The organism is Mycobacterium sp. OTB74 (genome assembly GCF_029892685.1).
Lineage (GTDB): Bacteria > Actinomycetota > Actinomycetes > Mycobacteriales > Mycobacteriaceae > Mycobacterium.
Genome location: NZ_JARXVD010000002.1, coordinates 389066 through 411635 on the forward strand (window position 1 = coordinate 389066; position 22570 = coordinate 411635).

The 22570-nt window shown below is 66.3% G+C and carries 17 protein-coding genes; 10 read left to right on the plus strand and 7 right to left on the minus strand.

The genetic code is table 11. The annotated features are described in order from the left end of the window. The first annotated feature begins 156 nt into the window (after positions 1 to 156). Together M2432_RS04955 and M2432_RS04960 are read left to right on the plus strand one after the other, a co-directional pair. Positions 157 to 1992 carry an acyl-CoA dehydrogenase gene (locus M2432_RS04955; RefSeq protein ID WP_280825630.1) on the plus strand — a complete coding sequence of 612 codons (1836 nt, stop codon included), beginning with the start codon at positions 157 to 159 and terminating at the stop codon, positions 1990 to 1992. Positions 1993 to 2137: 145 nt separating this feature from the next. Continuing rightward, positions 2138 to 3661, plus strand: a complete 1524-nt coding sequence (locus tag M2432_RS04960) for a long-chain fatty acid--CoA ligase (protein WP_280825631.1) — start codon at positions 2138 to 2140, stop codon at positions 3659 to 3661. 7 nt (positions 3662 to 3668) lie between these two features. Here M2432_RS04960 and M2432_RS04965 read toward each other — a convergent pair whose 3' ends face one another. Further along, positions 3669 to 4382 (minus strand): VIT family protein, encoded by a 714-nt coding sequence (locus tag M2432_RS04965; RefSeq protein WP_280825632.1) that lies wholly within the window; start codon positions 4380 to 4382, stop codon positions 3669 to 3671. A gap of 74 nt (positions 4383 to 4456) precedes the next feature. Further along, on the minus strand, positions 4457 to 5374 hold the full coding sequence (locus M2432_RS04970; protein ID WP_280825633.1) for a TIGR03564 family F420-dependent LLM class oxidoreductase: 918 nt from the start codon (positions 5372 to 5374) through the stop codon (positions 4457 to 4459). A gap of 116 nt (positions 5375 to 5490) precedes the next feature. Between M2432_RS04970 and M2432_RS04975 the strand changes: the two genes are divergently transcribed. Next, a complete protein-coding gene (locus M2432_RS04975) occupies positions 5491 to 6606 on the plus strand; it encodes a TDT family transporter (protein WP_280825634.1) in 1116 nt (371 codons plus the stop codon). Next, positions 6603 to 6929, plus strand: a complete 327-nt coding sequence (locus M2432_RS04980; protein WP_280825635.1) for a DUF488 family protein — start codon at positions 6603 to 6605, stop codon at positions 6927 to 6929. The genes M2432_RS04975 and M2432_RS04980 overlap by 4 nt, the downstream gene beginning before the upstream one ends. A 126-nt stretch (positions 6930 to 7055) precedes the next feature. Here M2432_RS04980 and M2432_RS04985 read toward each other — a convergent pair whose 3' ends face one another. After that, positions 7056 to 8357 (minus strand): acetyl-CoA C-acetyltransferase, encoded by a 1302-nt coding sequence (locus tag M2432_RS04985; RefSeq protein WP_280825636.1) that lies wholly within the window; start codon positions 8355 to 8357, stop codon positions 7056 to 7058. Between the two features lie 124 nt (positions 8358 to 8481). On the opposite strand from M2432_RS04985, the gene M2432_RS04990 reads away from it, so the two are divergent. Both M2432_RS04990 and M2432_RS04995 read left to right on the plus strand, forming a co-directional pair. Beyond that, positions 8482 to 9843, plus strand: a complete 1362-nt coding sequence (locus M2432_RS04990; protein WP_280825637.1) for a 3-oxoacyl-ACP reductase — start codon at positions 8482 to 8484, stop codon at positions 9841 to 9843. A 31-nt stretch (positions 9844 to 9874) separates the two neighbouring features. Next, positions 9875 to 10714, plus strand: coding sequence for a MaoC/PaaZ C-terminal domain-containing protein (locus tag M2432_RS04995; protein WP_280825758.1), 840 nt, complete (start codon positions 9875 to 9877; stop codon positions 10712 to 10714). Positions 10715 to 10810: 96 nt separating this feature from the next. On the opposite strand, the gene M2432_RS05000 is transcribed toward M2432_RS04995, so the two are convergent. Further along, complete coding sequence (locus M2432_RS05000; RefSeq protein ID WP_280825638.1) at positions 10811 to 11455, minus strand: TetR/AcrR family transcriptional regulator; 645 nt, start codon at positions 11453 to 11455, stop codon at positions 10811 to 10813. Between the two features lie 4 nt (positions 11456 to 11459). Further along, positions 11460 to 12626 carry a glycoside hydrolase family 3 N-terminal domain-containing protein gene (locus tag M2432_RS05005; RefSeq protein ID WP_280825639.1) on the minus strand — a complete coding sequence of 389 codons (1167 nt, stop codon included), beginning with the start codon at positions 12624 to 12626 and terminating at the stop codon, positions 11460 to 11462. 59 nt (positions 12627 to 12685) lie between these two features. On the opposite strand from M2432_RS05005, the gene M2432_RS05010 reads away from it, so the two are divergent. After that, positions 12686 to 12859: a DUF2613 domain-containing protein gene (locus M2432_RS05010; protein WP_280825640.1), complete on the plus strand. Its 174-nt coding sequence runs from the start codon at positions 12686 to 12688 to the stop codon at positions 12857 to 12859. 28 nt (positions 12860 to 12887) lie between these two features. Continuing rightward, complete coding sequence (locus M2432_RS05015; RefSeq protein ID WP_280825641.1) at positions 12888 to 17048, plus strand: alpha-(1->3)-arabinofuranosyltransferase family protein; 4161 nt, start codon at positions 12888 to 12890, stop codon at positions 17046 to 17048. Here the strand turns inward: M2432_RS05015 and M2432_RS05020 are convergent. Next, entirely contained in the window at positions 17014 to 18132 is a 1119-nt protein-coding gene (locus M2432_RS05020) for an acyltransferase (protein WP_280825759.1), read from the minus strand. The two genes, M2432_RS05015 and M2432_RS05020, sit on opposite strands and share 35 nt — an antisense overlap. Positions 18133 to 18357: 225 nt before the next feature. On the opposite strand from M2432_RS05020, the gene M2432_RS05025 reads away from it, so the two are divergent. After that, positions 18358 to 19554, plus strand: a complete 1197-nt coding sequence (locus M2432_RS05025) for a DUF3068 domain-containing protein (protein WP_280825642.1) — start codon at positions 18358 to 18360, stop codon at positions 19552 to 19554. A 17-nt stretch (positions 19555 to 19571) separates the two neighbouring features. Continuing rightward, entirely contained in the window at positions 19572 to 21197 is a 1626-nt protein-coding gene (locus M2432_RS05030) for a hypothetical protein (RefSeq protein ID WP_280825760.1), read from the plus strand. A gap of 164 nt (positions 21198 to 21361) precedes the next feature. On the opposite strand, the gene M2432_RS05035 is transcribed toward M2432_RS05030, so the two are convergent. Continuing rightward, positions 21362 to 22549 (minus strand): glycosyltransferase family 4 protein, encoded by a 1188-nt coding sequence (locus tag M2432_RS05035; protein WP_280825643.1) that lies wholly within the window; start codon positions 22547 to 22549, stop codon positions 21362 to 21364. Between the last annotated feature and the right edge of the window lie 21 nt (positions 22550 to 22570).

Sequence of the window (22570 nt, forward strand, 5' to 3'; positions counted from 1 at the left end):
GCAGCCCCGCCCAACCACCTGGTCGGTTAGCTGCAGAAGATTTGCTCACAACAGCTTTGCGATGAAGTTACCGAGCGGTATAGTTCCGGGCAGTTACTGGTGGGTAACTTATTCCGAGTACCCAACCGCAAGTGGCGTTCTTATCAAGGAGGAAAAGTGGGCCACTACAAGAGCAATGTCCGTGACCAGGTGTTTACCCTGTTCGACGTCCTCGGTCTCGACAAGGCGTTGGGCGCAGGTTCGTTCGAGGACCTGGACGCCGACACCGCCAAGGAAATGATCAGCGAGATGGCCCGGCTGGCAGAGGGCCCGGTCGCCGAGTCGTTCGCCGATGGCGACCGCAACCCCCCGATCTTCGACCCCAAGACCCACACGGTGAAACTCCCCGAGTCGTTCAAGAAGTCGGTGGCCGTGACCATCGACGGCGGCTGGAACAAGGTGTCACTCAGCGAGGAGCTCGGCGGCGTGCCCGCCCCCAAGGCTCTGTTGTGGGCACTCAACGAGCACATCCTTGGCGCCAACCCCGCGGTGTGGATGTACGCCGGCGGCGCCGGCTTCGCGCAGATCTTCGCGCACAACGGCACCGATGAGCAGAAGAAGTGGGCCGCCATCTGTGCGGACCGGAACTGGGGCGCCACCATGGTGCTCACCGAGCCCGACGCAGGTTCGGACGTCGGCGCCGGCCGCACCAAAGCCATCAAGCAGGAAGACGGCTCCTGGCACATCGACGGCGTGAAGCGGTTCATCACCTCCGCCGAGGCCGACGACATGTTCGAGAACATCTACCACCTGGTTTTGGCCCGCCCCGAGGGCGCCGGCCCCGGTACCAAGGGCCTGTCGCTGTTCTTCGTGCCGAAGTTCCACTTCGACCATGAGACCGGCGAGCTGGGCGAGCGCAACGGCGTCTTCGTCACCAACGTCGAGCATAAGATGGGCCTGAAGGTCTCGACCACCTGCGAGCTGACCTTCGGCCAGCACGGCACGCCCGCCAAGGGCTGGCTGGTCGGCGAGGTCCACAACGGCATCGCGCAGATGTTCGACGTCATCGAGCAGGCTCGAATGATGGTGGGCACCAAGGCTATTGCCACACTGTCGACCGGCTACCTGAACGCTCTGGCCTACGCCAAAGAGCGCGTGCAAGGTGCCGACCTGACCCAGATGACGGACAAGGCCGCACCGCGCGTGACCATCACGCACCACCCGGACGTGCGCCGCTCGCTGATGACCCAGAAGGCCTACGCCGAGGGCATGCGTGCGGTCTACATGTACACCGCCACCTTCCAGGACGCCGAGGTCGCCAAGGCCCTGCACGACCTGGACGCCGACATGGCGATGCGGGTCAACGACCTGCTGCTGCCGATCGTCAAGGGCTTCGGTTCGGAGACCGCCTACGCCAAGCTGACCGAGAGCCTGCAGACCTTCGGTGGCTCCGGCTTCTTGCAGGACTACCCGATCGAGCAGTACATCCGCGACGCCAAGATCGACTCGCTGTACGAAGGCACCACCGCCATCCAGGCGCAGGACTTCTTCTTCCGCAAGATCATTCGGGACAAGGGTCAGGCCCTGGCCTACGTCGCGGGCCAGATCGACTCGTTCATCAAGAACGAGACCGGCAACGGACGCCTGAAGGCCGACCGCGCCCTGCTGGCCACCGCGCTGGAGGATGTCCAGGGCATGGCCGCCACCCTGACCGGCTACCTGATGGCCGCGCAGGAGGAACCCAAGAGCATCTACAAGGTGGGTCTGGGTTCGGTGCGGTTCCTGTTGGCTGTCGGCGACTTGCTGACCGGCTGGCTGCTGCAGCGTGAGGCCGCCGTAGCCATCGAGCGTCTCGACGCGGGTGCCACCGGTGACGACAAGGCGTACTACGACGGCAAGGTTGCGGCCGCGTCGTTCTTCGCCAAGAACATGCTGCCTTTGCTGACCAGCACCCGCACCGTCATCGACACCCTCGACAACGAGGTGATGGACCTCGAAGAGGCTGCCTTCTAAGAACCGCTCATACGAAGTGGCCCCTGGGTTGATCCCGGGGGCCACTTCGTTTTTGACCACCGCTTGTGGCCGATCACATTTCGCAAGGACCTGCGTTGTTCGTGTCACTATCGCGTCGTCGGCGGCGGCGGATCATGCTTGAGATATGACCAACCTCGCCAACAACTTGACCGCTGCGGCACAACGCAGCCCGGCCCTCGTGGCCCTGCGGTGCGATGATCAGACATACACCTACGAAGAGTTCGACCGCGCCGCAGCGCGAATGGCCACCTTGCTGGGGCAGCTGGGCGTCGGCGTGGGTGACCGGGTCGGCATCATGCTGCCCAACACACCTGCTTTTGCCATCGTGTTCTACGGCGCCATGTGCGCCGGCGGCGTAGCGGTTCCCATGAACCCGTTGCTGAGCGCCCGGGAGATCGAGTTCTACCTGTCGAACACCGGCGCCAAGGTACTGTTCGCCACCCCGGCGTTCGCCGGCGCCGCACGCGAAGGCGCTGAGCGCGCCGGCGCGATCTGCGAGCTGGTCGACGACGAAACCCTGCTGGCCCAGATCGCCGATCTGCCCGAGCGGGCCGGCGCAGCCGAACGAGCCGACAACGACACCGCTGTCGTGCTGCACACCTCCGGCACCACCGGTCACCCCAAGGGCGCTGAACTCACCCACGGGGGCCTGGGCCGCAACGCCGAGGTATGCATCACGACGCTGTTCGGCACCGACGGCAACGACGTCATCATGGGCTGCCTGCCGCTCTTCCACGTGTTCGGCTTGACCTGCGGCCTCAACAGCGCAGTCCTGGCCGGGGCCACACTGACCCTGATCCCGAGGTTCGATGCGGCCAAGGCCCTTCAGGTGATCGAGCGCGACGGCGTCACCATCTTCCAGGGCGTCCCGACCATGTACTCGGCACTGCTCGCGGCCGCCGCCGAACTGCCCGAGGACAAGGTCAAGAAGGCCGTCAGCACGCTGCGACTGTGCGCATCCGGCGGTGCCGCCATCCCGGTCCAGGTGATCCGCGACTTCGAGAACGTCTTCGGCTGCGCGATCCTCGAGGGCTACGGCTTGTCCGAGACCTCCCCCGTCGCCTCGTTCAACCACCCGGACAAGCCACGCAAGGCCGGTTCGGTGGGCACGCCGGTGCAGGGTGTCGAGATGCGCGTGGTCTTGGAGGACGGGACAACGGCACCGCAAGGCGAACCGGGCGAAATCCAGATTCGTGGCCACAACATCATGAAGGGCTACTGGAACCTGCCCGAGGCCACGGCCGAGGCGATCAATCCCGAGGGCTGGTTCTCCAGCGGCGACATCGGCAAGGTCGACGAAGACGGCTACTACTACATCGTCGACCGCAAGAAGGTGCTGATCATTCGCGGCGGCTTCAATGTCTACCCACGTGAGGTCGAAGAGGTGCTGTATTCACATCCGGACGTCGCCGAAGCTGTCGTCGTCGGCATGCCGCACGAAACGCTCGGCGAGGAGGTCGGCGCCGCCGTCACCCTCAAACCGGGCGCCACCGCCGATGCCGACGCCTTGCGCGAGTACGTCAAGGGTCAGGTGGCCGCGTACAAGTACCCGCGCCGCATCTGGTTCGTCGATGCCCTGCCCAAGGGGCCGACCGGGAAACTGCTGCGTCGCGAAATTAAAGTTCCCCCAGTCGAATCCGCGAACTGAGCCGGGGTCAGGTGACCAGACCGCCTACCAGGTCACCGATCAGGTAGGTGGTCGCCAGCGCCAGTGCGCCACCAATCACGTTGCGCGCCACAGCTTTCCCTGCGGGAGCACCGCCCAATCGGGCGGACAGCACCCCAGTGAGGGCCAGTGCCAAGAGCACTGCAGCCATGGTCACCGGCACCCGCAACGACACTGGCGGCAACAGGATCGCGACCAACGGCAACAAGGCACCTGCCGTGAACGAGAGGGCCGATGACGCCGCTGCTGCCCACGGGTTGGCCAGATCGCCTGGCGCGATACCCAATTCGACCGCTGCGTGCGCGGCGAACGCATCGTGATCGGTCAGTTCCTTGGCTGCGGTGCGGGCCGTCGCTACCGACAGACCTCGGCCTTCCAGAAGTCCGGCCAGCTCGTCGAGTTCAGCCTCAGGGTCCTCGTGCAGTTCGCGGCGCTCCTTGGCCAGCAGCGCACGTTCGGTGTCTCGCTGGGTGCTTACCGACACGTACTCGCCCAGCGCCATCGACACCGCACCCGCAACCAGACCGGCCACGCCGGCGGTGAAGATAGGACCGCGCTCGACCGTCGCGGCAGCAACACCGACCACGATGCCCGCTGTCGAGACGATGCCATCGTTGGCGCCGAGGACACCTGCGCGCAACCAATTCAGCCTGGACGAGACCGAACCGCCGTGGGGCTCGGCCGGGTGCGACAACCTCGCCATAACCGAAACGCTATGCGCCCGAGCGCAAATCCGCTAGCAATCGAAGGCTTGCCAAACTCGGCTTGCCAAACTCACTAAGAATCGAGGGGCTTGAGCACCGCGCGGGTCCGGGCGCGACCCTCGGCATCGGGGTCGAATGTCACACCGACATATTCATCGACGCCGGCGGCCTTCAGTTCGGCAAGCCGGTCCCGGACTGTCTGTTCATCACCGATGATCGCGACGTCCTCGGGGCCGGCGTAGCCCTCGCGGTCAAGCATGGCGCGGTACGACGGCAGGTGCCCGTACATGGCGAACTGTTCGGCGGCTTGTTTACGAGCAGCGTCGACGTCGTCGGTGACCGAGATCGGGATGGCCGCCACGACACGCACCGCGTCAGGCCGGCCTGCATCGGCTGCGGCTTGGCGCAGGGTCGGGCCGATGTGACCACCCAGGGTTTTCGGCCCGGTCATCCAGGTCACCGTGCCCGCAGTGCGACGCCCGGCGATCTTCAACAGCTGTGGGCCCAGCGCGGCGATGTACACCGGTGGGTTCGGTGCACCGGGAATCATCAGCGAGCCCCGCGCGGTCACTGTCTCACCGGTGGCGTTGACCTGCTCGCCGGCCAGCAGTGGCAGCAGTCCGTCGAGGTACTCGCCCAGTCGGCGCACCGGCTTGTCCCACGGGATTCCCCACATGCCCTCGGTGACGGCCTGATGCGTCATACCGAGTCCGAGCAGCAGTCGCCCGCCGGACATCTTGCTGATGGTCAGCGCGCGCTGCGCCAGCAGCATCGGGTGTTGATTCTGGATGGGCAGCACGCCGGTGCCCGCTTCGATGCCGTCGACCTGGTGTAGGGCGACGGCCAGAACCGTGAGAAGGTCCGGCTCATAAGGCATCTGGGCGAACCAGACCCGGCGGAAACCCTCGTCGCGCAGCTGGGCGAGGAATGCGATCGTGTCGTCGACCGGGGAACTGAGGCCGCTCAACGAACCGAAAATGCTGATCTGCATGAGACGCTCCTTCAGACAGGTCTGAGTCACCTCTGAGTATCGAACCATGAACAGTCAGCGACTAGCGAAGGCGGACGGCGCGTGAGTACTCAGCGAGTAGCGAAGGCGGATCGTGCGTGAGTAGCGCCACCGCAGAAACGGCCCGGCTGCAGTACCTCGGACCCAACTGGTTCGCCTCGGTGATGGGCACCGGCATTGTGGCCACCGCAGCGGCGACGCTGCCAGTCCAGTTACCCGGGCTGCGGGCGTTCACCGAGGTGGTCTGGGTGATCGCCTCGGCACTGCTGGTGGTCTTGCTTATCGCGGTGGCGGTGCAATGGATCCGGCATCCCACGGTGGCCCGCGGCCAGGTCCGTAATCCGCAGATGGCGCATTTCTACGGGGCAGCGCCAATGGCCCTGCTGACCGTCGGGGCCGGTGCCGTGCTGGTCGGCCGGGACCTGATCGGCCAGCGCCTGGCAGTGGACCTGGACTGGGTGCTGTGGACCGCGGGCACGGTCGGCGGCCTGTTCACCGCGATGAGCATCCCGTACCTGATGTTCACCCAGCTGGAGGTCAGCCCGGACGCAGCGTTCGGCGGCTGGCTGATGCCGGTGGTGCCGCCGATGGTCTCGGCGGCCACGGGCGCCATGCTGATCCCGCATATGGCACCAGGCACCGGTCGCACCACCATGTTCTACGGCTGCTTCGCCATGTTCGGTCTGTCCCTGGTCGCGGCGCTGGTGATCATCACCCTGATCTGGAGCCGGCTGGCGCACTACGGCACCTCGGGTTCGGCCCGGGTGCCGACGCTGTGGATCGTGCTCGGGCCGCTGGGACAGGGCATCACCGCGGCGGGCCTGTTGGGCTCGGTGGCGGCAATGGCCGTGACACCCGAATTGGCTTCCGGGATGAACGTTTTCGCTGTGCTGTTCGGTGTGCCGGTGTGGGGTTTCGCGGTGCTGTGGATCAGCATTGCCACCGCGTTGACGGTGCGCACGATGCGTCGAGGCATGCCGTTCGCGTTGACCTGGTGGAGTCTGACCTTCCCGGTCGGCACATTCGTCACCGGAACCTCACAACTGGCCTTGCACACGGGGTTACCGTCATTTCGGGTGGCCGCCGTGGTCACCTACGTCTGCCTGCTGTCCACGTGGACTCTGGTGGCGGTGCGCACGTTGCGCGGCAGCGTCAGGGGCAGCTTGTTCGCCCCGGCGGGCGGACCCGATGCGGCACAAAAGGACCCGAGATGATCCCCACTGCCCGGGTGTACGACCCGATCGACCCTGCTCAGCCGGCCCGGGTATTGGTAGACCGGTTGTGGCCCAGAGGAATTCGCAAGGACGATCCGCGGGTGGGCACCTGGATGCCGACCGTCGCGCCGTCCAGCGAGTTGCGCACTTGGTATCACCACAACCCGGATCAGTACGACGACTTCGCCGCGCGGTACCGCGAGGAGCTGGAGACCGATCCGGCGCTCGAGCAGCTACGGGCGCTGCGTCCGGTCACCCTGGTAACCGCGAACCGGGACGTCGCGCACAGTCATGTCCCGGTGCTGGCGTCGATGCTCGAGTAAAGACGTAAGAGCCCCGCGTTGCTTGCCAGGTCGGGGGGGTCGGATAGCAACGCGGGGCACTTGGGGTATCGCTGCGCGTCCGCCGGGCGTTACACCGGTCTCAAACGCACTGAAAATTGGTGCGAATCACGCCTCCAAAATCGCAGTCACGCCTTGCCCGCCGGCGGCGCAGATGGAGATCAGGCCGCGCACCGGCTGTCCTGTCTCCTTCTTCTTCTCGGCGAGTTGCTTGGCCAGCTGGGCCACGATGCGCCCACCGGTCGCGGCGAACGGGTGCCCCGCAGCCAGCGACGAGCCGTTGACGTTGAGTTTGGACCGGTCGATTGCCCCCAGCGCACCGTCCAGGCCGAGCTTGTTCTTGCAGTAGTCGTCGGACTCCCAGGCCGTCAGCGTGGCCAGCACCACGGAGGCGAATGCCTCGTGAATCTCGTAGAAATCGAAGTTCTGCAGCTTCAAGCCGTTGCGCGCCAACAGTCGCGGCACTGCATAGGTCGGCGCCATCAGCAGACCATCGGAGCCGTTGACGTAGTCGACCGCTGCGGTCTCCGAGTCGACGAAGTAGGCCCGCACCGGGATGTCGCGCTCGGCGGCCCACTCTTCGGACGACAGCAGCGCCACCGACGCGCCGTCGGTGAGCGGGGTCGAGTTGCCGGCGGTCATGGTGGCGTCGCCCAGCTTGACCCCGAAGACGGGCTTGAGCTTGGCCAGCTTTTCGGTCGATGAATCTGCGCGCAGGTTGTTGTCCCGATACAGACCCAGGAACGGGGTGACCAGGTCATCGAAGAAGCCGCGGTCGTACGCAGCGGCCATGTTCTGGTGGCTGGCGGCGGCCAGCGCATCCTGGTCAACCCGCTTGATGCCCATCTCCTTGGCGGTGATGGCGGCGTGTTCCCCCATCGACAAGCCGGTGCGGGCCTCACTGTTGACCGGGATTTCGACGCCCACTGCGGCGGGCAGCTTACCGACCAGTTTGAGCCGGTCGACGTTGGACTTGGCCCGGCGCACACCCAGCACCACGCGGCGCAGGTCGTTGCCGAAGGCGATGGGCGCATCCGAGGCAGTGTCCACACCACCGGCAGCGGCCGCCTCATAGCGGCCGGCCGCGATGCCGTCGGCTGCGGCGATGGCCGACTGCAGACCGGTGCCGCAGGCCTGCTGCAGATCGAATGCCTGGGTGTAGGGCGAAAGCGAGGTGCCCAGCACGCATTCGCGGATCAGATTGAAGTCGCGACTGTGCTTGAGCACGGCGCCGCCGATGACCGCGCCCAGGCGTTCGCCTTTGAGGTTGAACCGGTCGATCAGGCCGTCCAAGGCGGCGGTGAACATGTCCTGGTTGGAGGCATTGGCATAGGCGCCGTCGGATCGTGCGAAGGGAATGCGATTACCGCCGAGGATCGCTACCCGGCGTCGGCTGTTGGTTTCGGCCACGGTTTTCTCCAGTTCTCTGGCGCGGAATTGACAAGGCAGGATGGACGATTGAAGCTCATAGTACCCACGGTTCTTACTCCGGAGTAAGTTCGTCCCCGACACACGCCCCACAGAAAGGCTCGCAGTGGCTGACGTCCTCTCCCAACTCCTGACCTCTGGCCCGGGTTCGTTCCTGGCCAAGCAACTCGGTGTGCCGCAGCCCCAGACGCTGCGCCGCTACAAGGCCGGCGAGCCGGCCCTGGCCGGCCCGCTGCTGATCGGCGGGGAGGGCCGCGTCGCTGAGCCGCTGCGCGCCGCACTTACCGACGACTACGACATCGTCGGTAACAACGTGGGCGGCCGCTGGGCCGACTCGTTCGGCGGGCTGCTGTTCGACGCCACCGGAATCACCAAGCCCGAACAGCTCAAAGCGCTGCACGAGTTCTTCACCCCGGTGCTGCGCAACCTGGCAGCCAACAGCCGCGTCGTCGTCGTCGGCACCACGCCGGATGAGATCAGCAACATCGACGAGCACATTGCCCAGCGCGCGCTGGAAGGCTTCACCCGCTCACTGGGCAAGGAACTGCAGCGCGGCGCCACCATCGGCCTGGTCTACCTGTCGGCCGACGCTGCGCCCGCCGCGTCGGGTATCGAGTCCACCGTCCGCTTCCTGTTGTCGGGCAAGTCGGCCTACGTCGACGCCCAGGTCTTCCGGGTAGGCGCAGCCGACGCACAGGCCCCGGCCGACTGGGACAAGCCGCTGGCCGGCAAGGTCGCACTGGTGACCGGCGCTGCTCGCGGCATCGGTGCCGAGATCGCCCGGGTGTTCGCCCGGGACGGCGCCGCCGTGGTGGCCATCGACGTCGAGGCAGCCGCCGACGCGTTGTTCGAGACGGCCGCCGCTGTCGGCGGCACCGCGCTGACGCTCGACGTCACCGCCGAGGACGCGGTCGAGAAGATCGTGGCACACCTTGCGGAGCACTTCGCTGATCACAACGGCGGCAAGGCCGACATCCTGATCAACAACGCCGGCATCACCCGCGACAAGCTGCTGGCCAACATGGACGACGCGCGCTGGAACTCGGTGATCGCGGTGAATCTGCTTGCCCCGCAACGGCTTGCTCAGGGCTTGGTGGCGGGCGGCACCATCGGTTCCGGCGGCCGAGTGGTCGGCTTGTCCTCCATGGCCGGTATCGCCGGCAACCGCGGCCAGACCAATTACGCCGCCACCAAGGCCGGCATGATCGGCATGACCGATGCACTCGCACCGGTTTTCGCCGAGAAGGGCGTGACCATCAACGCCGTCGCGCCTGGCTTCATCGAGACCAAGATGACCGACGCCATCCCGCTGGCCACCCGCGAGGTGGGCCGTCGGCTCAACTCGCTGTTCCAGGGCGGGCTGCCCGTAGACGTCGCCGAGCTGATCGCGTACTTCGCCAGCCCCGCGTCAAATGCGGTGACCGGCAACACGATTCGGGTCTGCGGCCAGGCCCTTCTGGGGGCGTGACGATGAGCGCTTGCGCGAAGAGCAAGGGGCACTGATGGCACAACCGAATGGTCTTTTGAACATGGCACGGGCGGTGGCGGGTGCGCTGCCGTTCGTGTCACGCGGCGATTCCTTGCCAACCCGCACCGCGACGGTGTCCGGTCTGCGCATCGACCCAGCCAACGTGGCCGCATATGCCGCCGTCACCGGGCTCCGGTTCGGCGACACGGTGCCGCTGACCTACCCGTTCGCGTTGACCTTCCCGACCATGATGTCGCTGGTCACTGGGTTTGACTTTCCTTTTGCTGCAATGGGTTCGGTGCACACCGAGAACCACATCACCCAGCACCGGCCCGTCAAGGTAACCGATGTGCTGGACGTCGCGGTGCACGCGGAGAACCTGCGGGAGCATCGCAAGGGCCTGCTCGTCGATCTGGTCACCGACATCAAGGTGGGCAACGATCTGGTGTGGAGCCAGGTCACGACGTTCCTGCACCAGCAGCGCACCAGCCTGTCCGACGAGCCGAAGCCGGAACCGGCCAAGGCGCCAAAGCTGCCGCCGCCCAACGCGATTCTGAGCATCACGCCAGGCCAGATTCGGCACTACGCCGACGTCGGTGGGGACCACAACCCGATCCACACCAGTTCGATCGGCGCCAAACTGTTCGGCTTCCCGACCGCTATTGCACACGGAATGTTCAGTGCTGCAGCGGTTCTGGCGAACATCGAAGGACAGCTGCCAGACACGGTGCAGTACTCGGTGAAGTTCGGCAAGCCGATTCTGTTGCCGGCCAAGGTCGGGTTGTACGTCGAGCAGACCCCCGAGGGGTGGGGTCTGGCTCTGCGCAACCTGTCGAAGGGTTATCCGCACCTGACCGGGACTATTTCCTAACGACGAGTGTTGGCTTGTGTTCGATGACCTGCTGATTTTCGAACGCAAGCCAACATTCAGCCTTGACCCACACCGAGATCGACGAAATGGCCGGATCTAGTCGGACAAATCGGCCGATACGTCCGTTTGGGCGGGGATAGAACCAGCTTCGGCGCGCCTGCCCTTCAGGCCGCGCCAGAACAGGTTGATCATCAGCTCGGCGGCATCGTTGGCCGAGGTGTCACCCGCGCTGACGCGCGTGGCGATGGCCTCACCGGCCCCCACCAGCGCCACGGCCATCATCTCGAAGTCGCTGTCCGGGTCGGGGTTTCGGGTGCCCGCGCTGAGCAGGCGGGCGACCAGATCGATGATCCGGTCTCGACCCTCACGCACGGTGTGCGCGAATGCTTGCGAGCTGGTGGCCTGCGTGTACAGCACGATCCAGGACGCCCGATTCACGTCGATGTAGTTCATGAACGAGAGCACTGCATTGCGCAGTAGTTCGCGCGGAGTCAGCGTGAAATCGATGTCGCCGCGGACGGTCTCGACGAAGCGGTTCAACTCCCTATCCAGGCACGCGCTGAACAGTTCTTCCTTGGAGCCGTAGTACAGGTACAGCATCGGCTTGGAGATCTCGGCTTGTCCCGCGATCGCATCCATGGACGTTTCGTGATAGCCGTTGATCGAGAACATCTGCACGGCGGCGTCGAGCATCTGTTGTTCGCGAACGGCCCGGGGCAGCCGCTTGGTTCCACCTGCCATCAGATCACCTCACACATTTGGTGCTCGGGCCCTTCATCGTGGCCACGCGCACAAACGACCGATCGACCTGGCCCCGGTCCAGTTCGTCGGCATTGACTGCCTTTTCCAACCCATCCAGCACTGCGGGCACCTCGTCGGTGGTCACCCACAACGCGATATCCGCACCCGCCTGCAACGCCTTCAGCACGGCCGCAGCCACGCCGTACCGCTCGTTGATGGCGGCCATGCTGGACAGATCGTCGGTGAAGATGACCCCACTGAAAGGCGGTCCGCCGTCCCAGCCGTGCCGCAACAGGTCGTAGGCAGGCTTGCTGAGGCTGGCCGGGTCATCACCGGTCAGGCCCGGCACTTCCAAGTGCCCGACCATCACCGCAACCGGCGCCTGGGTGGCCAGCGTCCGGTACGGGACCATGTCGTTGGTCTTCAGCTCATCCAGCGGCGGCGTCGTCACCACGCCGGCGGTGTGCGAGTCGCCCGACCCGTGCCCGTGGCCCGGGAAATGCTTGAGCACCGGCAACAGCCCGGCGTCGCGCAGCCCCTGGGCGTAAGCGCCGGCGAACTTGGTCACCTGGTCCGGCGTCGAACCGAACGACCGGTCACCGATCACCGCGTCATCCGGCTCGTCGGTGACATCGGTCACCGGTGCCAGGTCGATGGTGATGCCCATGCTCTTCATCTTGACGCCACGGTCCCTGGCGATGTCGTGAACTTGCTCAGGTGTCTGGGTCTGCGACAACACCCGCGGCGAGTCCTGCGTCCCGATCCGCTTCTTCAGCCGCGAGACCCGGCCGCCCTCTTCGTCCACGCTGACCGCCAACGGCAGCGCGCCTTCGGCCTGCAGCGCTGGCAGGGTGCCGTCGTCGAAGATCGACAGGTCGGTCCAGCTGCCGATGAATATGCCGCCCACCTCTTGGTTAGCGACCACCGCACGGGCATCGGCCGAGTCCTTGACCCCCACCATCAGCAACTGTGCGAGCTCCTGGCGCAGCGTCAGCTTGCCGATCAACGCCTGCGGGTCGCACGGGGGCGCACTGGGCGGCGCCATCTGCTTGGTCGTAGCGGCCTGACCACTCGGCGAAGTCGGCGCCGCGGGATGGTTGGTGGACTGTGAGCAACCGGCCAACAAACCGGACACCAATGTCAGTACGCCGAGAGCGCGGGGCAGGAACATGGGTTTCGAGCCTAACCGGTCACCGGGGCCGCACGACGGATCGTGCTAGTTTGAGCCGCATGGACCGCTACCTCGTGCCCGCCGGAGCCAGCATCGTGGTCGGTCTGCTGCTCGGTGCGGCAGCGGTCTTCGGAACCACGCTGATGCTGCAGCAAGACACCAAGCCGACGCTGCAATCGGGCGATCCAGCGTCATCGGTGCTCAACCGCGTCGAATACGGCAATCGCACCTGAATCCGCCGCGCCGCTGTCGCGGCGCTGGTTGTGGGTCGTCAGCGCGGCCGCACTGGTCCTGACGTTCGCCCAGTCACCGGGCCGGGTCTCGCCAGACACCAAACTCGATCTCACCGCTAATCCCGCGCGTTTCCTGGCGCGGGCAGCCGATCTCTGGAGCAGCGACCTGCCGTTCGGGCAGTCCCAGAACCAGGCGTACGGCTACCTCTTCCCGCACGGCGCGTTCTTTCTGATTGGTGACGTCCTCGGGCTGCCCGGTTGGGTGACGCAGCGGCTCTGGTGGGCGCTGCTGCTGGTCGTCGGGTTCTGGGGGCTGCTGCGGGTGGCCGAAGCATTAGGTATCGGCAGTACCTCGTCCCGTGTCATCGGAGCGCTGGCGTGCGCCCTGTCCCCGCGAGTGCTGACGACGCTGGGCGCGATCTCGTCGGAAACCCTGCCCATGATGCTGGCGCCGTGGGTACTGCTGCCGGTGATCCTTGTGTTTCGCGGGGATCCTCGGGTTCGAATGCTGGCTGCGCGCTCGGCGGTGGCCGTCGCACTGATGGGTGCGGTCAACGCGGTCGCGACCCTGACCGGGTGTCTGGCCGCGATCCTCTGGTGGGCCGCGCACCGCCCCAACCGGCTGTGGTGGCGATTCACCGCGTGGTGGTTCGGGTGCACTCTGCTGGCCGTGCTGTGGTGGGCGGTGGCGCTGGTGCTGCTCGGCCGGATCAGCCCACCGTTCCTGGACTTCATCGAATCCTCGGGCGTCACCACCCGGTGGCTGTCACTGACCGAGGTGCTGCGCGGCACCTACGGTTGGACCGCGTTCGTCGCCACGAACGCCACCGCGGGGTCCTCACTGGTCACCGGTTCGGTGGCGGTTCTGGCTACGACGTTGGTGGCCGCCGGTGGCCTGGCCGGTCTGGCCATGCCGACCATGCCCGCGCGCGGTCGGCTGATCACCACGCTGCTGGTCGGGTTGGGCCTGCTGGCGGTGGCCTATTCGGGCGGGCTCGGTTCTCCGGTGGCCCACCAGGTTCAGGTGTTTCTCGATGCCGGCGGCACCCCGCTGCGCAACGTGCACAAGCTCGATCCCATACTGCGGCTGCCGTTGACCTTGGGCCTGGCCCACCTGCTGGGCCGACTGCCGCTGCCGGGTACCGCTGCGCGGCGCGATTGGCTGAATGCGTTCGCCCATCCGGAGCGGGACAAACGCGTAGCGGTGGCGATGGTGCTGCTGACCGCGTTGGTCGCGGGCAGCTCGCTGGCCTGGACCGGGCGCCTGGCCGCGCCCGGTGCGTTCCGGGCTATTCCGCCGTACTGGCACCAGACCGCCGACTGGCTGGACGCCCACAGCGCCGACCATCCGGGCCGCGTACTGGTGGCCCCGGGTGCGCCGTTCGCCAACCAGGTATGGGGCAACACACATGACGAACCGCTACAGGTGCTCAGCCATGGCCCATGGGGTGTGCGCGACTCGATTCCGCTGACCCCGCCGGAGACCATCCGTGCACTGGATTCGGTGCAGCGCCTGTTCGCCACGGGCCGACCGTCGGCGGGGTTGGCTGACACCCTTGCCCGACAAGGCATTTCGTTTGTGGTTTTGCGCAACGACCTGGACCCCGACAACTCCCGGTCAGCCCGTCCGCTGCTCGCACACCGAGCGATCGAGGGTTCACCGGGACTGACCAAGGTGGCCCAGTTCGGCGACCCGGTCGGCCCGGGCAAGGTCCCCGGTTTCATCGCCGACAGCGGCCTGCGTCCGCGCTACCCGGCGGTCGAGATCTATCGAGTGGACATCTCTGGCACCACCGGCCCCTACCTTGCCGACACCGAGGCCATGGCCCGTGTCGACGGCGGACCAGAGGCCTTGTTGCGGCTCGACGAACGTCGTCGTCTCATGGGTGAAAAGCCCTTGGGCCCAATGCTTTTGACAGCCGATGCGCAGCGTGCGGAGCTACCGGTCCCCCTCGTCACCGTCACCGACACGCCGTTGGCCAGAGAAACCGACTACGGACGGGTGGACGACCACTCGTCGGCGATCCGCGCACCCGGCGACCCGCGACGCACCTATAACCGGGTCATGGACTACCCAAGTCCCGGCGCCGACACCGTGTTCGGACAGTGGCCGGGTGGGCGGATCACCACCTCGAGTTCGTCGTCGGACTCCACGGCACTGCCCAATGTGGCTACCGCGGCCGGCCCGGCTGCGGCCATTGACGGCGACCCGTCCACAAGTTGGGTGTCCAACTCGCTGCAATCGGCTGTGGGGCAATGGCTTCAGGTCGACTTCGACCATCCGATCACCAATGCTACCGTCACGCTGACCCCGAGCGCGACAGCAGTGGGTGCCCAGGTGCGTCGCATCGAGGTGTCAACTGCGCACGGCACCAGCACAATTCGGTTCGACCAACCCGGAAAGCCGCTGACCGCGGCCCTTCCCTACGGCGAGTCCTCCTGGGTGCGATTCACCGCAACCGGTACCGACGACGGCAGCCTGGGCGTGCAGTTCGGCATCACCGATTTCTCCTTTACGCAGTACGACGCGTCGGGCTTTGCCCATCCGGTGAGCTTGCGGCACACCGTCGATGTACCCGGACCGCCCGCGGGATCAGCTGTGGCCCAATGGGATTTGGGCAGCGACCAGCTGGGCCGGCCGGGTTGCGCCGATAGTCACAACGGAGTTCGGTGCGCCGCGACCATGGCTGAGGCTCCCGAGGAGCCGGTGAACATGAGCCGCACGCTGACGGTGCCCACGCCGACCACGGTGACGCCGACTGTGTGGGTGCAGCCGCGACAAGGGCCGCACCTGGCAGACCTGGTCCACCAGCCGGGCACCACGCGGGCCATCGGCGAGGCCGACGTCATCGACGTCGCCGGCTCGGCCTATGCGGCCACCGACGGCGACCCCCGCACCGCGTGGGTGGCCCCGCAGAACATCGTGCAGTTCCGCACCGCTGCCAACCTGACTGTGAAGCTGCCATCCACGACAACCGTTGCCGGACTGCGCCTTTCACCGAGTCAATCGGAACTGCCCGCTCATCCGACACTGGTGGCCGTCGACCTCGGTAGCGGACCTCAGGTCCGCCGGCTCACCGGTGACGGTCCGCAGACCCTGTCACTCAAGCCGGCCTCGACCGACACCGTAAAGCTGTCGATCCTGGACTGGCGCGACGTGATCGACCGCACCGCACTGGGATTCGATCAGGTCAAACCACCCGGCCTGGCCGAGGTCAGCGTGCTGGACTCGCACGGGGCACCGATCGCACCGGCCGATGACGCCACCAACCGGCGGCGTGAGATCACGCTGCCCTGCGGGCGCGGTCCGATCGTCGCGATCGCCGGGCAGTTCCTACAGACCTCGGTGCACACCACCGTCGGTGCACTGCTGGACGGACAGCCCATCACCGCGCAGCCGTGTCAGTCGGGACCGCTGAACCTACCTGCCGGACAGCAGGAGTTGGTGATCAGTCCCGGACCGGACTTCACCGTCATCGGTGCCCGCCTCACTGCATCGTCGACTCAATTGTCCAGTGCGACAACCACACCTGCGCACGTCGAGCAGTGGACCGCCGACCATCGGGAACTCCAGGCGCCGCAGTCTCCGGTGCAGCGGGTCCTGGTGGTGCCCGAGAGTGTCAACCCCGGTTGGACCGCCCACACCGCCAACGGGGTAACCCTCAATCCCGTGACGGTCAATGGCTGGCAGCAGGGTTGGGTGCTGCCGGCCGGGACGTCCGGGACCATCACGCTGACCTTCGCCTTGAACACGCCGTATCGAATCGCGTTGTTCGGGGGCCTGGCGCTATTACCCGTCCTGGCACTGCTGGCGCTCCTGCCGGCACGCCGTCGCAGCCCGGATGACCCGCCGCCACGCCCCTGGCAGCCGCCGCGGGCCGTGGTGATTACCGTCCTGCTCGGCTTCGGAGCACTGGTGGCCGGTGCGGTCGGTGCTGCGGTGGTGGCTGCCGGTATCGGTGTGTGGCATCTGCTGCGGACCCGGCCGCGGTGGCTGAACGCCTGGACGGTGGGGGCCGCGGCCGGAGGTTTGATCATCGCCGGCGCGGTGCTCAGCGTGTATCCGTGGCGTTCCGTCGACGGCTACATCGGCCATTCGTGGCGCGTGCAATTACTGGCGCTGATCTCGGTGACGACGGTCGCGGTGTCACTGCTCAGCGAGCAGGGACCGGCTCCGGAAGATCAGTGATCGAGCTGTCCAAAGGTGTTGGCACACCACGGGATTTTCGCAACTCCCAGCGGCGCAACGCTTCCCGGCAGGGGGACTCGATCAGTGCGTAGCTGACCGCGGCGATCGCCCATCCGAACAGCAGCGTCAGCGTCAGCACAGTCGGCATGTGCCCGTTGAAGGGGAACTCACCGATCACCGGGAACACCATGGCCAGGGCAGCCAGGTGCCAGATGAATAACCCGTAGGACCAGCGGCCCAACGTCACCATGACGGTGCTGCCGAGAATTCGGTGCGACGTGCCCGGGGCATCGAGCACCAGCGGAGCCAGCAGGCTGCCGGCAACCACCGCACCCATCGAGGTCTTCACCACCACCTGGCTGACAGTGCCCGGGGCCAGGCCGATGTTGCCGGCCAGCGGCGTTGCGGCGATGACGAACGCGACGGCAGTGATGGCCGCCAACACCCAACGACGACGCGCCAGCCGGTGCGCCCAGCCGACCGGCTCCACGGTCAGTTCCGCCAGCAGCATTCCGGCGGCGAACCAGGAGAACAACGCCGGCAACCAGTTCATCTGGTTGACCCCGAACGGCAGATGCCAGGGCAACGCCGGCCAGGCGAAGCTGGCCACCCCCAGCAGCGCGATCGTCGGGATCCGTGCTCGCACCGGCAGTTGCCGCGCCAGCAAAGCGAGGATGGGCAGCACCAGGTAAAAGCTGACCTCGACGGCCAGGCTCCACATCTGTGTCAGCCCCGAGGTCAGGGTCAACGGCACGTACACCTGGGTCAGCGTCAGGTTGGCCAGCCACACCGTCAGGTCCGCATCGGCGTCGGGCAGCAGCGTGAGGATCACCACAACGGCGACCACGTACGCGGGCATGATCCGGACCAGCCGGGACCTCAGATAGTGCCCCGTCGGCGGCCGGCGTCGCAGACCGCGGGCCGCGGCCGCATGGCCACGCCACAGCAGGAAACCCGACAGTGCGAAGAACACCGCCACAGCCAGGTCGAAGCGGGTGAACAAGCGGCCGTACCAGCCACTGCTGTTGCCGGTCTGGAACGCCACGTGAGTCAGCACCACGCCCATGGCGGCCGCGGCTCGCATGCCCTCCACAGCGGGCAGGAAGCTGCGGGTGCCACTCACCTGATCGCCGATTCCTGCATGCTGCACGTGCTCCAGTGTGCCGGTCGAAACGCGTTCGGCCGAACCGGCCACCCTAGGCTGTCCTCCACTCAGGCCCCGGACTCGACTCTGAGCGTCAGCCTTACCTTCGACTGTTAGGGTCAGTCGGATTGCTATGTGGCTGGCAGAGGAAGTAAGGAGCACGGTTTGAACCGCGCCGTTGGGCCGCGTATCGCGGCCTGCGTCTTGTTGGGGCTTGGTGCCGCCCTACTGATCGCCGCTCTGCTGTTGACTACCTACACCTCGGGCAGAATTGCCAAGGTGCCGTTGGATATCGACACCACGTTGGTCAGTAACGGCACCGGTACTGCGCTGGACCCGGCGTCGCTGCTCGGCGAGAAGTTCGTCATCAACAAGAACGTTCCGCTGGCTATGCAGCAGCAGATCAGCGTCGAGTCGCCGGCCAACGCCGACGTGGTGACACTGCAGGTCGGCAGCACGGTGCGACGCACCGACAAGCAACAGGACAACGGCCTGTTGCTGGCACTGGTCGACACCGTGACCATGAACCGCAGGACGGCTATGGCGGTGTCCGGCGCGACCGGCTCGGTGCAGAAGCCTCGGACCATCGAGGACCAGAACCCGCCGACCAACGTCGCGCTGCCGCATCAGGGGCTGACGTACCGGTTCCCGTTCAACACGGAGAAGAAGACCTACCAGGTCTTCGACCCCATCGCGCAGAAGGCATACGACGCCAACTACGAGGGTGAAGAGGACATCAACGGGCTCAGCGCCTTCAAGTTCACCCAGAACGTCGGGTATGACGCCGACAACAAGCTCGTTGAGCCGATCAAGTACGCCTCGCTGTATGACAGGGACGAAGACAGCTCGGTGACCGCCCGCGCCTCACTGTGGGGTGTGCAGTCCGCCGACCCCGAAGAGCAGATCACCATGCAGCGCTACTACGCGGCGCAGCGCACCTACTGGGTGGATCCGGTGTCCGGCACCATCATCAAACAGAAGGACCACGGGTTCCACTACTACTCCCGGGATCCGCTCAAGCCTGAGGTGCCGTTCGCCGACTACACCGTGACCTCTACCGAGCAGACGGTCGAGTCGCAGGTGGCCAGTGCCCATGGTGAGCGCGACCGGCTGGCTCTGTGGGGCCGGATTCTGCCGATCACATTCGGCGGGCTGGGTCTGGTGACCCTGGTTGGCGGTGCGTTGCTTGGCGTCTACGGCCTGCGGTCACAAGCCGCCCTGATCGACCCGGGTCTCGACGCTGCCGGGCACGGCTTCTTCGGCCGACGTGAGATGGATTCTGGACCGATGCCGGCCGCCGAGGCGAAGACCGAGAAGCTGCCGACCCAGCGTCCAAGCGATCTGCCACCGGACCGGATCTGATCGTTTTTCGTCGTGCCCTGCCAGCGCTGTACGCGCTGGGGCTGACGCTCGCAGTGACGGCGCCGCTACTGGCGCCCGGATACCTGCTGCTGCGTGATGCGGTTTCGACGCCGCGGTCGTATCTTTCGGACTTCGCGCTGGGTTTGTCCGAATCCGCGCCACGGGCACTGCCGCAGGATTTCCTGGTGGCCGTGCTGTCGCACGTGGTCGACGGCGGCGTGGTGGTCAAGGTCCTGCTGATCCTGGGGATCTGGCTGGCCGGCTGGGGTGCGGCGCGGCTGGCTGCTTGGGTTGTCGACGCCGGTCTTGGTGGACAGCTGGTGGCTGTGACCGTGGCCGTGTGGAATCCCTATGTCGCCGAGCGGCTGTTGCAGGGGCACTGGAGTCTGCTGGTCGGCTACGGCTGCCTGCCCTGGGTCGCGGTTGCGGCGTTGCGTCTTCGCGATTTGTGCACGATTTCTGGCGCTGAGCGCACCAAAACGTGCACAAATCTCGTGTTTTGGATTGCTTTGGCGGGGCTGACGCCGACCGGATTGCTCCTTGCGGCCATCGTGGCGCTGGTGTGCTGCCGGACTTGGCGGTCTGTTTGGGTGGTTCTGGCGACTTCGGTGGCTGCTGCCCTGCCGTGGTTGGTGGCGACGGTGGTGGCCAAGTCCGTGTTGCCGGTCGCCAGCGCCGGGGTGTTGGCCTTCGCGGCCCGCGCCGAACCCGGGCTGGGGACGCTGGGCAGCCTGGCCGGGCTGGGCGGCATCTGGAATTCCGCTGCGGTACCGGCCTCCCGCACAACGCTTCTCGCTGCGGTGGGGACGGCGGCACTGCTGATCGTGGTGGCGTGCGGTTGGCGTCGGGCCTGGAGTTCGCGGGCTCGGCCACTACTGGTGATGGCGGTTTGTGCGGTGGTGTTGCCGGCACTGCTGGCGACCGACGCCGGGTCTTCATTCCTGGATTGGGTGATCCGGCTGGCGCCGGGAACCGGCGTACTGCGCGACGGACAGAAGTGGGTGGCGCTGGCAATGCCAGGCTATGCGGTGACCGGCGCGGCCGCAGTAAAGGTGCTACGGCGTTGGCTGCCAGCGACTTTCGCTGCTGCGCTCTGCTGCATCGCGGTCTTGGCAGGACTGCCCGACCTGGCCTGGGGCGTGGGCGGCCAAGTTCGATCGGTGCACTATCCGGCTGGTTGGTATGCGGTTGCGGCCCAGATCAATGCCGATCCACGACCGGTCGCGGCGCTGCCACCTGATGTGATTCGCCAATTCCCTTGGGCCGGAACAGCTCCTGCGTTGGACCCGTTACCACGCTGGGTGTCGGCCGAGGTGCTGGCCACGGGCGATCTGATGATCAGCGAGCGGACGGTGCCCGGTGAAGGAGCCCGAGCGCGGAATGTCCAAGGACTGCTGTTGCGCGGAGCGTCGGCTGCTCAGCTGGCTTCCGCTGGGGTGGGCTGGGTTGTGGTGGAGGGCGACGCGCCGGAGTTGTCACTGCCGATAACCTACCGGGACAAGGACATTGCGCTGTATCGAGTGGGCGGGTCTACACCCGGCGCGTCCGGACGGGGACTGTTGATCGCCGCGCACCTGGTGTGGTTGGGCATGCTGGTCGCTGGATTGGTGGGGATGGCTACCGCACGGGTTCGCCGCAGCTGATCCCGTCAGTCGATCGGCGTGCGGGCAGGCGGCGCGTGCGCCTCCCGCCAGACTGCGTCAAACGCACCGAGTACATCGACCATGCCGACTAATTCTATTCGGGGCCGGTGGCGCTCCGGGCGCCAATTTCGGAGCTCATCAAACCGGGCCGTGGATAGACCCCGTCAGACCACCCCGTTGACGAACGTCCCGGCCTGTACCGCCTCTGCAACGGACAGCATCGCCGAAGCACTTTGCGGCCAAGAGAATTCACCGGCGCGAAGCTGAGCTTTCACGCCCAACTGCTCTCGCAACACCGCGTCAGTCAGCAGAGTCTCCAACGCCGACACCAATCCTCGGTGGTCGTCCACCAGCAGACCAGTCACGCCGTCGACCACAGAATCAGTCAGCCCACCCGAGGACCGGTAGCCGACGGTGGGCACACCGTGCTGCGCGGCTTCAATCACCGCAAGCGCCCAGCCCTCTTTGCGCGACGGCAGCGCGTGTACCCAAGCCTGTTGCAGCAGATGGTGTTTGACGGATTCAGAGACGTGCCCGTGAAAGGTCACCGCCGAATCGATACCCAACAACGAAGCATGCGCCTCCAGCCGATCCGCCCACCAACCGTTGCCCACCACGTCCAGATGCAGCCCGGGCACTGACGGCAACAACTCAGCGACGGCGTCCAGCACATCTTCAATCTGCTTGTGCGGTACCAATCTTGAGAGCACCACGATGCGCGGGGCGGTTGACCGCAGCACCGACAAGGACGCAGCGGGTGCCTGATCTACGCCGTTGCGCACCACGGCAATCCGCGAGGAATCCACACCCAGATCAACGAGATCCCGGGCCGAGGGCAATGACACCGTCACGTACTGATTGCCCCGGTGCAGGCGTGGGGAGAGCCGGGATTCGACGAACCAGCCGAACCGGCTCATCAGCCGACCAGCCATCGGCCACTGGTCACGGTGGCAGTGGTGCACCAACACCACCGAGCGCCGACCGTAGGCCAGCCGAGCCAGGAAGGGGATGCCGTTCTGCGAATCGACCACTACGTCCGGCCGCACCCTGCGCAGCGGCCCCAGCCCGACCCGAGCCAGGACCATGGCCAAGCCGGCCCAGATGTACACGGTGTGCCGGCCGCCGCCGCGGCTGATCCGCACCCCGTCGACCACCTCGCGACGCCGTGAGCCTGGGTACCGGGCGGTGCGCAGCGTCACCTCAACACCTGAGTCCGCCAGCAGCGCACCGATGCGCTGTAGATAGGTTTCACTGCCGCCACCCTGGGGGTGGCCGGTGTCCCGCCAGCAAAGGAGCAAAACAGACCGGACCTCAGCAGGAGATCCGGCGAGCTGGTTGGGACGCTCAGGCATCGGGCATCTCATGCAGGGTAC